We start from the raw sequence: 14,193 nt of genomic DNA, 5'->3' as shown, positions 1-14,193 counted from the left end.
TGACACCACGAAATTGATAACTTATGTGGAATCCAGACCGGGTCACAACAGCACATTTTTTGACCTACACAGACAGTTATATTTTCATTGTACCGCATCCTGTTCATCAAACTGAATGGCTATTTTCAGTTTATCCAGCTCTTCTATCCACCAGGATTTATAGCGAGACGGGTTACGATTTTCCCATCCAACCCAAACGGGTTCCCGCCCAAGTTCATATCCCAGATCAACAATACTGAGTGTTTGATTATCGAGTTGTTTCTTGACAGCAAGCATAGGCACAATACCGATTCCATATCCCTCCTCGAGCAGAGAAAACTGTGTAAAAAAATCATTAACGAGAATTTTATTTTTTATTTTAAGTTGTGTTATATCATATCTGACGTGTGAATCCAGACTGCTGTTTGTAATTATCGCTAACAACTCGCCCTCTTCATCTTTTTGACACCAAATTTTTTTATGATTTCTTTCAATATATTCTGGTGCCGCACAAAATATTAATTTATTCTCTCCAATAAATTTACTTTTCACATCCACCTGGGAAGGACATGATATGTTGGAAATGACAAAATCCAACTTTGAACTTTCCAAATCACCCCATTCTGAACCATCCTTCATTTTATTTATTTTTATCTTTATTTTTGGGTATTTAACTGAAAAGTCATGTAATGATCTTCCCAACAGGTTAATAGAGAATGATTCACTCACGCCCAAGTTAAACACCGGGTTCCTTGGGTTTTTTATCATTAACTTGCATTCAAGATTATCAATTGCCTTCAGGATCCATTCACCTTCAGTCGCAATATTCTCTCCTTCCTTTGTAAGAGAGATAAGCGGGCCATTGCGGTCGAACAATTTCACCCCTAAATTTCGCTCAAGACAAATCACCCGATATGATATCGCGGAAGGTGTTTTATTCATGAGCCTAGCGGTTGTCGAAAACGAACCTGTAAGCTTAATTAGGTTTATGATTTTCAGCGCGTCAAGTGATAGCTTGGCCATTATTCATGAGTTCCACAGATTTTTCAATGAGTAACAAGTATTCAATGTCCATGTGTTCTTCTCAACGGTATTGGCACAAAGTAATCGTTACTTATTCATCTCCGTCGATTACAACTCTTACCACACGAAGCTCATTTATTACCGTTCACCTTTTTAGTCCCCACAAGAAGTTACCGAGCAAACCAACGGAAGCAAGGTGGTAAACGGAAATAAACATCACCAGGGCAGAGGCGAATACTATGTCCACTCAGGCACCAGATCGCGCGCATCTTTTTGCCTTTAAGAGCCCACATCTATATTAATATACCCCTTTCCTTGATCAAATATGATGCAGGTCAGGCCATATCGGTGAAGCACGGCATCATTGTCGATAACGTCCGGTTCTACCTGAGAGATACTACAGCTGATGATCGATCATTCAGCATGAGTTTAACGACTGGTCTCTGTTTTCTATGAGGATGACTTTACTATTCCCCCACCGGTTCGCGTGGAAATAAACAGGGTTTGATAAGCTACAACCTCGTTTTCTGCCTGTCTGCACCTGCATCAACAGACAGACCAGTTCCCCTCCATGTAGAAATCATACAGACAAAAAACAACAACGTTATCAGACATATTTATCAATGTACGTACCCTTTTCCACGTTAATATAGGACCAAGAGGCATGCCAATACTATTGAGAGCGCCGGGAAAGAAGCCCGGAAAACTCTGAATTCAGCTTGCTGGCACACAGAAACATGCGTTCTGGACTGATACAATATGTCCGCCCGATGCTTTGATTTAGAAATTTTCAAGCTGAAAAAAATCAACGATCTTTCTGGTTCAACACCCCAATTTTTTTAATGTTGGTGATTATGTCTGCTAATCGTTGAGTTCCTGCAGGTTTTTGGACTCAGTAATCGTAAATATTTCTGAAGAGAGTCCGGCGACTTTCTCATTTAACAAAAAAAAGATCATCAGGTTAAGAATCAGCACTCCGGGAAAGGCAGGTAAAACATGGTATTCGGATCGCACGCAGGTGATCTTAAAGGGACGGTTTTTCTCAGTCTCGGGCAGCATATTCTGGCCACCCTGCTAATATTTTCAGTGTTCCGATTTGCCGGTTGCACAAGCGATACATATACACTGGGACCCTTGACCGACAACGTTGTCAACCACGGGAATCTGACAATGAATTACCTAATTATATCGTACCGATCTCAATACAAGTCAGGGGGTACGATGTCACACGAGGGTGACTTTAGACGATGCCCTCCAGACATCAATATGATGCAAAGTGACCGGATGCATGCAAATTCCCCAGGATGTCACCCACACGAAACGTACTTTTCTATTAAAAATGATTACTTATGCAATACTCTGTAGATAATAAAATTATAGTAACACAGTCCGGCATCACTACCCCAGACGATGAATCCACGCAATTTATCATTTCTGCCGTGCCACTGCGTTTACTGACCTACTTTGTTAAAAACAGCAACAGACTGATTACACGTGAAGAAATTTATTATCATGTGTGGGAAATGCACGACCTGACACCATCAGGAACAGCCCTGGCGACTCAAATGAGTTATCTCAGAAAAATCTTGTCTTCTTATGGCCTTGGTGATGATGTACTGATCACGAAGCCAAAACTTGGTTTTATTTTTAACGCAACGATTACACAAACAACCGGGATATCAGAAACCATTCACAATGAAATTGAAGAAGAAAATGAAGAAATAAAAGAGAAAAAAAATTATAATAACACCATTTGTTACATTGTAATTTTCTGCGCTGTACTTACAACCATTGCATATTTATTGTTTTTTAAGACGGAGAAAGAAAGTGACATTAACTGGCATACACTGAACACAATTAAAGGTTGCCACGTTTACATAATGAATCCTGACATATCACAGACTGTTTCAATGTACTATCAAAAAAAGGCTTATGAATTTATCACTAAAAATGGTCTACGTTGTGATGCCGACGACATGGTGCTTATAAATATTCAACACCCTGACACCAACGGTCACGATAATGTCTATGAGACCAAGCAATTTTATTCATATTGTAAAAAAATGAAGGAAAATTACATATGCGACAACACTTATTTTTCTGCAGGAAAAATAGACTAACACTTTCTTTAACCGCATTATTTATCGTCGTCATTATGGCTTTCTATTTTATAAAAAACACACATAAAATTCTAATTCATTGTAGCAGTCAAATAAATTCTATTTTTGGTGACAATGAAACCTACCCCACGTTTAGTGGCATTTATACATTCATGCTTGACGATGGACAGGGTTATATCTCAGTCAACGGTATTTTCCATACACAAAGTAATACCTATACAGTCCAGAAAATAATTAAAATCTCACTTCACACGGTGTCCTATGATCAGGTCTTCTATGATATTAAGCAAGCCTCAGTACAGAGCCTTACCGGCGATAACCTGCCTGATACCCTGTATGTACGATACATATTAAGCCCCTTCACTGTTATTGCCCTTGACAAAACACTCCACAATTCCTACCTCATTCGCAACCTATACTCTCCTGTTCTGATATGCAATCCCATGAATTAATAAAGCAAAAACATAATAATCCAGCCACAAAAAGAATAAAAAGTTAAAAAACAAAATAAAATAGGAATTAAAAACTAATTAAAGACATCAAATCAGTTTAACATTTCATAAAAGATTTCTTTTTGAGAGCATTAATGCGTCCAAGAGAGGTGCCTATTACGTCAGTTCCTGTACTGCGAACGGACGCTAGCACACCTCATTAACGCATAGCAGTACGCATGACATGAGTGAATGAAATGGCATATCAAAAATTCCCTGACATAACCGAGTACCGGTATGGCAACAACAGTCGTGTACTTATACGGACTAATGTGCCATTTCTTGAAGTGACACTTAAATTCTGCACAGAGCGTTTTTTTTCAACCGACATGGGCGTTCTGTATATCATTGATGCAATACTTTTCAGTAGTTTCTCTGATCTGTTGAATCATCTAAGAAGGGTAAATGCCGTTAAACCTGATATGCATATCATAATTATTGATGATAATAAGCCAACTCAACAATCTGAAGGAGAGTTCTGCCCATGGATCCTATCAACTAAAGACTCTATTGAATCACTTATTTCATGTCTGAAGGCATTGAACTCCGCGGTCGATAATTTTAATGATATAGTCACGTACTATGAAAACAGGCGTAAGATGGGCTATCTGGATCCGAGACAGGCACAAATGCTGGAATGGGTTTGTAAGGGAGAGTCTATCGATTGTATTGCCTCCAGAATGAATCTTTCACCTAAAACCGTTTACTACAACCTGAGAAAAGTCTCAGCTTATCTCGGCATGAAAAATCTGTCTCAGCTCATCGTGTTCATGCTCCGCGAACATTATGTCCCATTTTGTTTGAATGCACGCTGATCTTTTTTACGCACAAAAGAAACAGACTGCAGAGGCACTATTGTACGTTGCTCAAGACCTGCCACAGTCTGTGGCCGGGTAATTTTTTCGGTCATTGCAATGATATTCATCACATGCTGTTTTGCAAAAAATGCACGACATCTGTTGCCATTTCAACTGGTGGCTGTTGTGACTCCTGTAAGCCGGGGAAGATAATACACCACCTGCAAAAATTGCCATTCTCGCCCTGCAGCCCTCAACACTGAGTTCCGTAATACTGGTATTGCGGCACAGGGTAAAATCAGGGTTGACAAGCTGGGCGCACTGAAACAGACAGAAATCACAGCGCTGCTGAAAGAGGGAGGAATTTTCGACGGGAGCAAAAATGCCTTCGTTCGGGGCTCCGACTGGCAAATCTGCGTGGCGCCCGAAAGGCGGATGTCGTTGCTTTACTCGCCCCCACCGTAGGGGATGATATGTCTTACGGGCCCGCCAGCGGTATTTCGCAGCCGGCAAATGCCAGCCACTCTGAACTTGATTATGCCACGGTGAGTGTGTGCAAAACAGGGAAGCGCCGATATGGTTTTGCACGCGGGTATATATCAAAAGATGACTCGCGGGGAACCCTGATGGTAAATGGAGAAACAGACGCAACAATACCCGCCTGGTCTGCAGCAGGCCGAAAGTGGAAAGGAGATATTACGCGTGTTCCTGCGGGGCAGCCCGATGCGACCGACTATGCCAGCCAGTTCCGCCTCAGCGCCCATCAGGTGCACTGTGGCACGTTTCTCGTCCTGAAACCGGTAAGGTATCATCCCGGCCTCTTGCAACACCCGCAGCACGTTCCCGGTACCCCGTTGGGTCTGCGTGTCCATCAGGAGGATCTGAACATTATCCCGGACGGCCCGACGAGCAGGACTTCCGCTTCTTGCAGGGCCGGCTTCTCACCTGGTCCACAATCAGGGCACTCAGATCCGATGCAGAAAGCTTATCCCTGCCAATTGACTGAGGCCAACAATCGGGTTGCGGCTGTACAACAATCTGAATCGCCGAGGATTTAACAAACACCTCAGAGTCATTTAAGATGGCTTAAAGAGAGGTGCCCATAAGCAGTAAGCGTTATCCTGAAGAGTTTAAAATTGAAGCACTCAAACAGGTTATTGATCGTGGCCATTCTGTTTCCAGTGACTGAAACGTGAACGGATAAAGAAAATGATCTACGGAACGCGAGAAGAAGCCTGCAGTGATATTTTTGATTACATCGAAATGTTTTATAGCGGCAAGCATCAGCATGGTTCGGGCGATCAGATGCCACACGAGAGTACCGCTATTTGTCCTCCCTTTTTTCTCATGAATATAGCCGCAAAACGTGGGAGTGGACGCCAGCTCCAGATTCACCTTCCCTGCTTCACCCTGAGTCCATCACGTATGACTTTCATTGCCGTTCTTCAACGCTGATATACCATTCATACTGTTGTCTGAAAAATATGCCCGTTCCCGGATATAATCAGGCGTTCTAAGTCGTTTTTAATGATCGAAACACACGCATGAGATCGAAATATCCGGATCGGATCCTTCATGTTTCTTTCTGCTGTTTCCTCGTGATTGTAATAATATTCTTTATGCATTAAAAATATCGTTAAAAGTAAGATACAAAAATATAAAACGTGATGTTTACATATTGCATTTATGAAAAAAATAATTAAAAATCGACTTGCATCAATTTAATTTTAAACCAAGGAACTCAGAATGTCAGAAGCATTGAAAATTCTTAACAACATTCGTACGCTGCGCGCTCAGGCGCGTGAACTTCCTCTTGAAGCGCTGGAAGAAATGCTGGAGAAGCTCACCATCGTGGTCAGTGAGCGCCAGGAAGAAGAGGCATCCCAGCGTAAAGAACTCGAAGATAAACAGGCGAAGATTGACGCTTTTCGAGCCAAATTACTGGAAGAGGGAATTGATCCAAGCGAGTTGCTCTCCTCTCTGAAGGTCGTCTCAACAAAAACCAAGGCACCCCGTGAACCCCGCCCGGCAAAGTATAAGTATATCGATGAGAATGGGAGCGAAAAAACCTGGACCGGTCAGGGCCGTACACCAAAAGCGATTGCCAGCGAGCTTGAAAAAGGTAAAACGCTCGACGATTTCGCCCTGTGATCGTAAGGTTGGGTTAACAATTTACCCCGGAGCTCACCCCTCACGCAGGCAACAGATCAGCGGGCTGAGTCGTTTATTGCGCGTACCTCTGCAGCATACAGGTGAGCCTGGTGGCTGAGAGGTATTGCTCTCTCGCATTTTCATGGCAATGCCCACGTGCCGATGAAGGATTTTTTGAGTGCATCGCCAGGCATCTCCTGTACAGGCCACCTGAGTCCTTATTCACGGTAACAGTCAACTAAAACTGGTCACCGCTTTAAAGTTTCTCCAGTATCTATTCTCCGACTTGTAGGGTGATAACCCGTCGTCAAACTCGCGTGGCCTGAGTGCGCAGCTGGCAGCTCACCAGCCCCAGTTCTTTCATAATTTGCAAGCGCAGGCCATCGCCCCGTCAGGAAGCCCCTTAGTGTTGACATGGTCCCGATACTTCTTGCGCCAGCAGAACCATGGCAGATGTTGTGCCGCTCCAGAACCTGGCATCGTAATATAGTCCAACTGTCGTCTGGCTTTTCAAGACTGTTTTTCCGGTATTTGTCGCTACTGCGATGAACCCTAACACCCGGCAGAATGTGGCGACAGAATAATGTGCTCTGAGTTTCCCTATTATCGGGAACTGTTGAAGGTGTCTGGCATCAAGAGTGTGGTAGATTTCTCCTGAGCTCACATATTTTAATTCGCTCCAGAGTGATAGGGGATACTTTTAGTGTCATTGCCCACTGCGCATCACGCAACTGCTTCACCCATCGCGCCATCGTGGAAAGGCAACATTCACAGCGTTGGCTGCATCCGCAACCGTGTAATTCTGGCCAGGAACCCGTTGAGCGGATTCGCGTTTAAACCCCAGGCTGAAATGTCTTCTTTTCATTAGTGCACCTGTAATGTTCTGAGATGAGCACATCACCTCTGTGATGGTAGCAAAATTCTGCAAACCACTTCAGACCCAAATTGCATTCAAACAAAAAGGAGTCAGACGATTTCTCATCTGACTCCTTGTTTAATTTGGTGGCCCCTGCTGGGTTTGAACCAGCGACCAAGCGATTATGAGTCGCTCGCTCTAACCACTGAGCTAAAGGGCCAGTCCGCGCATCTTACATGGTTGGCTTTCACTGCGTAAACGCTGCCCAGAAGAATAATTTTCACACTAAGACCAAATCCTTCCCGCAGTGATTTTGTGTCTTCCAGTCAATCCAGGCCCTACTATGCCTGTGTTTTCATACTCCAGGTGAGGGGCGGCGAGAGAGTATTCCCGGCAGTGAAGCGGCCCATCGCGTTTCGCCATTTTCTGCCCATTGGAGACACGCTCTTTAAATATCACTGCCGGGGCGGGGTGGAAAACTGAGCCCCCGTTGCTGCCACTGGACCTGCAGGCTTGCTGACATTTTGGGAGGGCATAATGAAGGGCACCGGGCCGCCTGTGAAGATGACATCAATGTGATGACCTTAATCACGCACAATACCTGTTTACTGGGAGGTATCTTTCAGTCGTGTCAGCGCCCTGTCCCGCTTTTCTTTGCTCTCAAACCACCAGACAAATTGCTTATTTTTAAGGAAAGAATCATTTTTAAGCCCATTGGTTGCCCTGAAACCCCGGAAATACATGCTCATTGGTCGTCACTACGGGACGCTGGCCAACCACAGCTGGCGCCCGAGTGGCATGATAAAAAATACCACCTTATTTTCATAAGGTGATATTTTGACATCCTTCTTCAGTCATTTTGAAGCCCTGATATGCAGGCCTTTGTCTCTCCATACGCCATCAGGAAACAATGTGCCTTCGAGGCGGCACTGGCCGCTTTGAAAATGTAGCGCTTATCCCCGCGTAGGGCTTTCAACCAGGAAGCAATATAGCTTCCGTGTTGTACCTCTCCCCTGACGCCCAAATCGGCCATCAAAAAGGCGCTCCCCAGCTCAGCGATCAGTTCCTCAAACGCGTACCCTTCTGATCCAAATCTTCCCTCTTTCTCCCGATTTAAGCGGCTTCTGGCCCCGCTCCAGTGAACCAGCTCATGCAATCCCGTCGCGTAAAAATTTGCGGCATCATCGAATAAATGACGCTCCGGTAGCCAGATTTCATCTGTAATCGGTCGATAACATGCCTGCTGACCACGCTCGGTAATGTCCGCTCCGGTGCGCTGAAAAAGCGTTTCAACATACGGCAGAGGATCGAATGCCTCTCCGGCCTGCGGCACAGCGCCTTCCCCCAGACTCAGCCCGTCGATTTGCTCCACGTTAAACACGGTGAAAGATTTCACCATCGGGATCCTTTCGATCTGGCCGTCGTCGATTTCTTTTTCCAGCATCTTGTAAAAAATGCCGGTGGTGCCGATTTCACCCTTGCGAACATGAGCGCCCTGCTCCTGGGCTTGCTTGTAGGTCAGCCAGCGGGAATCGTTAAAGCCCGGCTTTGCAGCACTGCACCAAAACAGCATGATGTTTATTCCGCTGTACGCCGTACCGGTGCTGAGATTTGACGGGATACCCGACACCATGCCGTTACGTTTCCACGGACACATCCACGGCTTAACCCCCATTTCCAGCGCTTCAATAATGCTGTCGGTGACAGTCTGATAAACATCTTTTTTTTGTTTGGTTTTGCCCTTAGAAAATTTCGTTTTTGGGGAGCCTGACTGCTCCAGCGGGGATACGCTGGTCGCCTGTGCGGGATTAGGGTTGCTTGTCTGGGTATGCAGGTTCATCGTCATGGTTGTTTCTCCGTCAGTGTAAATTTCGTCTTCGTATCGCCTGACGGTTCGGCCTCCCGGCATCGTTCTGGCCAGCAAGGGCGCGTAGCGGCTTTGCATTACCTTGCGGGCCAGGTTGTGTTGGGGGACGATGACCGGAAGCTGATACGAAGAGGAAAGGCAACACAGGAGAAAATGACGATGTGCATAGCCGGACTTAGCGCCCTTTATGCTGCAAAAGTGAAATCGTATTTGCCGTGGCAGAAGATGGAATAACCCCCCTTTAGGGGCCGGCTAATAGGCGGGCATATTTAATCAAGCCCGGCGCAAGATGTAGCGGTGTGCTTTCATACCTCAGACACTGGCGAGTAGCCAGAAACATAGAACGGGCGTAGCTCGAGTTAACACCAGTGAAACCGCCAGCGTAATGTGGCTTGACGACCACCCGAAACGGATGGAAGACAAAGGAGTCAAGCGCATTTTAACCCAGCCCTGTCTTGGTATGTCTTTGTCACTGACTTTACTGTGTTACATGGGTCTTCCCCGTCCATGGTGGGAGACTCAGATTTCCATGTTTAACCTGCCATAATGGAACACCACTGCGATTTAGAAGCGTTCTTTGTTCCGGTATTCTCTGGACTTGATCCCTGCAGCCACATTTTAGTGTTTAGTGATTCTGCGTTGCTGTTTGAGATCTGATGTTTCATGGCATTCATAACCATAAAGCCTTTTAGGTTACGTTCTGTCTGCACTGCTCAGCAGTGTAATTCCCACGTTTTTTGCCATGCTCATCCATTCCTGACACAACCGCCTACTGTGTTACGTGAATGCCAGGCGGCATTTTTCGGCAGCATAATGGCGTGGTCACACTTATGATTAATTCACTGTTAAACCAGATACGCCGGTTGATAGTTCACTGGCTGGCCAGCGGCGTGGCTACCGCCGATACAGGTAGTAGCCAAGGCCTGGCATTTACTTCGTCAGGAAGATCTTTTTTTCACGGCGATGGCATGACAAAGAAGTACGCTGGCGCACCCAGCGATTCCCCCTATCAGCGCACTCAATATTAAAAAAACCACTATACCGGGGCCATCTTTCTTAATGGGGTACGTAGGTGACTGCTGAAAGTTAATCACTGGAATGTTGGTATTTTTAATACTAACCTCTTCAAGCCGGGCTAGCCGATATTCTCGATTTTTAATATCCGGATTAAGTTCAGTAAAATCGCTGATTGTTTTCTCTATTTCAAGTTTACTCGAGATACCTTTGGTCCCGAGGGTTACAGAGAAATCAGGGTCGTCGCTGACTATCTGACCCTTGCCATAGACAGGCTCTGTTATGTTAGCTGCCTGTGCTATTTTTCGTGCATAACCCAGCCTCAGGATGCTGGAATTGTGGCTATTTTGTAGTTGAACACGATCCAACGTCAATTTTTCCCTCTCAGTATTAAGTTTCAATGCCAGGGCATTACGAATACCACGCACTATTTGACTGGCTGTTTTATCCGAGATAAAAGCAATATAGCCACTAAGCACATCTTGTGCATCACTGGCATGGGCTCCGGTAAAACTTAATGTCCAGGAACGGAAAGGCTGATCAGACTCATTTTTTCCCGTATAATTATTCGATGCTTTCATCTGTTCAGCAATCTCGCTGATAGTATGACGAAAAGCGTCCGCATTTTTTCCCGCCGCCACAAGCTTCCCGACCAAAGCAGGTGCTGACCTAATATATTCATTCACCAATCGCTGTGACTCAAACTTTTTAATAAATAAATTAAACATATCATCCCGATCGACAGAATAATCAACACCAAGGATCTGTATATCTGCCAGGGTTTCTTGTAATTCATCCAGTTGTGTCGACTCTACAGGCGTAATTATGGCTTTACTGGTCCAGGCTTGGGGTTGAAATAAATACACCATACATCCCGTCAGCATGCAAACAAAGATAATGATAATAACTCTTTTCTTTGCAAGCCAAAGTGAAGTAAGTAAATCTATAAGATCAATTTCGTTGATGTCGTGTAATGGTGATTTAACATGTTCAAGAAACGCCACATGATCTACCGACGGAATATCTTTATAAGGGGACATGATTAAACATCTCGCACGTTACGCAATTCTTTTAAGAATCTCAATGACTGAAAACCAGGAAATAAATAGCCATTCAGGATAACGCAGACGATCGCTGGATCGCATGACTATTCGGGTACAATTCGGATTTTTCAGTGAAGGGCCTGACTCAGTCAGGATCGAAGCGCGTGGTCCCGTGCAAAAAATTGAGCAGCAACTCAAACACAATCAGGCACAGTTAGATCGTGGGCTTCACCCGTAGAACTGGCAAGATATCGCGCCCAAATTGCATCCTGGGTCTGAATCAGTATGGCGAAAAAGTCTGGTATCTATCCCATAAACGGTAATCCAGCAGGCCTTCCTGGGGTGCCACGGCACATCGGATACGGCTGATTTATTCACCGGAAAAACGCGTATTAATGGGGATGGGTCACACCAGTACACGACAGGAAGCTAATCCATGAATAAAATGACCTGGAAAGTGAAATTATTTCTCTTCGCATAAAAACCATTATCTGACTAACTAAAGCCGACTGTGAATAATTATCTAATTCTCTCCATGACCGCCTAACTGCCTGCAACAATTAATTAATAAAAATGGCTAAATTTAACCTTACGATAACTCTTCATGGATTATGTTCTTTATTTCTTCAGGCGTTGATAATTGGTTTGGATTTCACTTGTTCTAATAATCCATTAATTAAAACAGGAGATGACGTTTTTGATGAAACAGATAATGAAATGGTTTTCCTCCGCGATTGTCGTCGGCTTACTGGCAGGCTGCGTCTCACGCACCGCGCCAATTGAAACCGTACAAAACAATGTCAGCACCGGGCATACCGAAACGCAGGTTCGCGCCGCTATTCTGAAGGCGGGTCTGAATCGCCAGTGGATCATGAACGATGCTGGTCCTGGCGTGATTAACGGTCGCCAACAGGCACGCGACCATCGTGCCAATATTATTGTGCAGTATTCTGCCAACAGCTACATCATTAAATATGACAGCAGCGTCAATCTGATGGCTGCCGAAGGAAAAATTCATAAGAATTACAACCGCTGGGTGCATAACCTCGATAAAGATATTCAGATGAATCTTTCCACCGGGGCACAACTGTAATCCACCGTCGCACGCACGGGTCACCAGACACCGTGCGTAATAGCCTGCGAGAAAAGACCGAATTTCTATCGATTTCGCCCCGCAACAGTTCCCCCTGGGGCCTTCAACATTGCATGATGTGATGCACCAGGCCGCACTTTGCAGGTGACACCGGCTGGATAAACCGTGACAACGAAATACTGCCACATGAATAACACAAAAATAACTGGCTTAACATTACTGCTCTGAGTAGGGAAAGACCTGGCTTACACCAATGAACTTTGCATTAAACCTAACCGACTGGCAGGCCCGGGCGCCTGGATTAAGCGATAACGCCGAGTGGCTCGACTGGGCCCAAAGCGCGAACACTATCGACCCGGACGCCCCGCAAGCTAAGCTGACGACACTTCCGATGATGACCGCACGCCGCCTGAGTTCAGGTAGCAAGCTGGCGGTGGAATGCGGTCTGTCGATGCTGCGCAAGCATGCTGTAGATGCGGTGCTCTATACCAGCCGCCACGGCGAACTGGAGCGAAACTACCGCATTCTGGAGGCGCTTGCTACGCGTCAGCCTGTGTCGCCGACTGATTTCGCACTCTCCGTACACAACTCGGCGGTGGGAAATCTGACTGTTGTGGCCGAACATCCCGTCGTCTCGTCGTCGCTCTCGGCAGGGAAAGACACTTTCCTGCAGGGGCTGTGCGAAGTCATCAGCCTGTTGCAGGCAGGTTACCAGTGCGTGCTGATGGTCGATTTTGACGGTAATGTGCCGGCGTTTTATCACCCGGACCTGCCCCCCGACATGCCTGACTGGGCCTACGCGGTAGCGCTGGTGTTTGAGGCCGACAATAGCCTGAAATGTACCACGGCACCGGGCGGCAACGCAGGGGAAAGCGGCTTACCGCAAAGCCTGACATTTCTGCGCCACCATTTGCGCGACGACCGGGAATTCACCATCGAAGGTGAGGTCTCCCGTTGGAACTGGTCCCGCGTATGAAATTGCTCAACCGCCTGTGGCGTATTTTCGCCACCGGATTTTGCTTCTCGCTGTTTGGGCTTGGCGGCCTGCTGCTGTCGCTTATCGGATTCAACATACTGTCAGGTGTGGTACGTGATGCCGCGAAACGGCGTCGCATCGCCCGTCGCAGCATTTCGCTGAGCTTCCGATTTTTTCTGTGGGTCACTAAAGCGATGGGCGTGCTGGATTACCGCTTTCACGGCAGAGCCATTTTGCAGCAGGAACAAGGCTGTCTGATTGTCGCCAATCATCCGTCGCTGCTGGACTACGTGCTCCTGGCCTCGATGATGCCGGAAACTGACTGCCTGGTGAAAAGCGGGCTGCTGAAAAACCCGTTTGTCAGCGGCGTGATCCACAGTGCCGACTACCTGATCAACAGTCAGGCCACCAGTCTGCTGCCCGAGAGTCAGCGGCGGCTGGCGCAGGGCGACACCATTGTGATATTCCCGGAAGGCACTCGAACCCGCTACGGTGAACCGATGACCCTGCAGCGCGGTGCGGCGAATATTGCGGTGCGGTGCGCAAGCGATGTCCGCCTGGTAACCATTCATTGCAGTGAACGGATGCTCGATAAACAGAGTCGGTGGTACGACGTACCACCGGTAAAACCGGTCTTTGAAGTGAAGGTTGGCGATCGCATCGCCATGACCGATTTTTATGATGCAAACACACAGGAACCCGCCATGGCAGCCCGCCAGCTCAACCGGTTGTTTCTGTCTGAATTACAAAACACAAACCCGGAAAGATGACCGGGAACGCCCT

The 14,193-nt window shown here is 46.3% G+C and carries 9 protein-coding genes, 1 tRNA gene and 3 pseudogenes; 7 read left to right on the top strand and 6 right to left on the bottom strand.

What is annotated here, in order from left to right; translation table 11 throughout:
* Window positions 1–84: 84 nt before the first annotated feature.
* Window positions 85–1,002, bottom strand: coding sequence for a LysR family transcriptional regulator (locus tag CNE01S_RS18045; protein WP_061277632.1), 918 nt, complete (start codon window positions 1,000–1,002; stop codon window positions 85–87).
* 1,349 nt (window positions 1,003–2,351) lie between these two features.
* Between CNE01S_RS18045 and CNE01S_RS18035 the strand changes: the two genes are divergently transcribed.
* The 4 genes and pseudogenes from CNE01S_RS18035 (at window position 2,352) to CNE01S_RS18015 (ending at window position 6,561) form a co-directional block, all read left to right on the top strand.
* Window positions 2,352–3,122, top strand: a complete 771-nt coding sequence (locus CNE01S_RS18035) for a winged helix-turn-helix domain-containing protein (RefSeq protein ID WP_061277630.1) — start codon at window positions 2,352–2,354, stop codon at window positions 3,120–3,122.
* 688 nt (window positions 3,123–3,810) lie between these two features.
* Window positions 3,811–4,428 carry a helix-turn-helix transcriptional regulator gene (locus CNE01S_RS18025; RefSeq protein ID WP_061277628.1) on the top strand — a complete coding sequence of 206 codons (618 nt, stop codon included), beginning with the start codon at window positions 3,811–3,813 and terminating at the stop codon, window positions 4,426–4,428.
* 1,167 nt (window positions 4,429–5,595) lie between these two features.
* Window positions 5,596–5,712: pseudogene (locus tag CNE01S_RS25360) on the top strand (IS3 family transposase); the annotation flags it as partial.
* Window positions 5,713–6,156: 444 nt separating this feature from the next.
* A complete protein-coding gene (locus tag CNE01S_RS18015) occupies window positions 6,157–6,561 on the top strand; it encodes an H-NS family histone-like protein (RefSeq protein ID WP_061277627.1) in 405 nt (134 codons plus the stop codon).
* A 325-nt stretch (window positions 6,562–6,886) separates the two neighbouring features.
* Here CNE01S_RS18015 and CNE01S_RS25820 read toward each other — a convergent pair.
* From CNE01S_RS25820 to wzz(fepE), 5 genes and pseudogenes are all read right to left on the bottom strand, one after another.
* Window positions 6,887–7,426 (bottom strand): annotated as a pseudogene (locus tag CNE01S_RS25820) (transposase family protein); the annotation flags it as partial.
* Window positions 7,427–7,561: 135 nt separating this feature from the next.
* Window positions 7,562–7,637, bottom strand: a tRNA-Ile gene (locus tag CNE01S_RS18010).
* A gap of 630 nt (window positions 7,638–8,267) precedes the next feature.
* Window positions 8,268–9,263, bottom strand: coding sequence for an ArdC family protein (locus CNE01S_RS18005; protein ID WP_061277626.1), 996 nt, complete (start codon window positions 9,261–9,263; stop codon window positions 8,268–8,270).
* A 585-nt stretch (window positions 9,264–9,848) separates the two neighbouring features.
* Window positions 9,849–10,061: pseudogene (locus CNE01S_RS25945) on the bottom strand (transposase); the annotation flags it as partial.
* A gap of 161 nt (window positions 10,062–10,222) precedes the next feature.
* Entirely contained in the window at window positions 10,223–11,338 is a 1,116-nt protein-coding gene (wzz(fepE), locus tag CNE01S_RS18000; protein ID WP_061277625.1) for an LPS O-antigen length regulator Wzz(fepE), read from the bottom strand.
* 703 nt (window positions 11,339–12,041) lie between these two features.
* Here wzz(fepE) and CNE01S_RS17995 point away from each other — a divergent pair.
* The 3 genes from CNE01S_RS17995 to CNE01S_RS17985 all read left to right on the top strand — a co-directional run bounded on the left by CNE01S_RS17995 (window position 12,042) and on the right by CNE01S_RS17985 (window position 14,180).
* Entirely contained in the window at window positions 12,042–12,434 is a 393-nt protein-coding gene (locus CNE01S_RS17995) for a hypothetical protein (RefSeq protein ID WP_061277664.1), read from the top strand.
* A 253-nt stretch (window positions 12,435–12,687) separates the two neighbouring features.
* Window positions 12,688–13,410 (top strand): beta-ketoacyl synthase chain length factor, encoded by a 723-nt coding sequence (locus CNE01S_RS17990; RefSeq protein WP_061277624.1) that lies wholly within the window; start codon window positions 12,688–12,690, stop codon window positions 13,408–13,410.
* Window positions 13,407–14,180, top strand: a complete 774-nt coding sequence (locus tag CNE01S_RS17985) for a lysophospholipid acyltransferase family protein (protein ID WP_061277623.1) — start codon at window positions 13,407–13,409, stop codon at window positions 14,178–14,180. Before CNE01S_RS17990 ends, CNE01S_RS17985 begins: the two co-directional genes overlap by 4 nt.
* Window positions 14,181–14,193 lie beyond the last annotated feature (13 nt).

Origin of the sequence: Cedecea neteri NBRC 105707 = ATCC 33855 (assembly GCF_001571265.1) — a bacterium.
Taxonomy (GTDB): Bacteria; Pseudomonadota; Gammaproteobacteria; order Enterobacterales; family Enterobacteriaceae; genus Cedecea; species Cedecea neteri.
Note: the sequence above shows the minus strand (reverse complement) of the source record. Positions and strands in the feature narration are given on the sequence as shown.

Coding starts and splice junctions, on each gene's coding strand:
- CNE01S_RS17985 (WP_061277623.1), top strand. CDS start 13,407: ATGAAATTGCTCAACCGCCTGTGGCGTATTTTCGCCACCGGATTTTGC.
- CNE01S_RS18005 (WP_061277626.1), bottom strand. CDS start 9,263: ATGACGATGAACCTGCATACCCAGACAAGCAACCCTAATCCCGCACAG.
- CNE01S_RS17995 (WP_061277664.1), top strand. CDS start 12,042: ATGAAACAGATAATGAAATGGTTTTCCTCCGCGATTGTCGTCGGCTTA.
- CNE01S_RS18045 (WP_061277632.1), bottom strand. CDS start 1,002: ATGGCCAAGCTATCACTTGACGCGCTGAAAATCATAAACCTAATTAAG.
- CNE01S_RS18025 (WP_061277628.1), top strand. CDS start 3,811: ATGGCATATCAAAAATTCCCTGACATAACCGAGTACCGGTATGGCAAC.
- CNE01S_RS17990 (WP_061277624.1), top strand. CDS start 12,688: ATGAACTTTGCATTAAACCTAACCGACTGGCAGGCCCGGGCGCCTGGA.
- CNE01S_RS18015 (WP_061277627.1), top strand. CDS start 6,157: ATGTCAGAAGCATTGAAAATTCTTAACAACATTCGTACGCTGCGCGCT.
- CNE01S_RS18035 (WP_061277630.1), top strand. CDS start 2,352: ATGCAATACTCTGTAGATAATAAAATTATAGTAACACAGTCCGGCATC.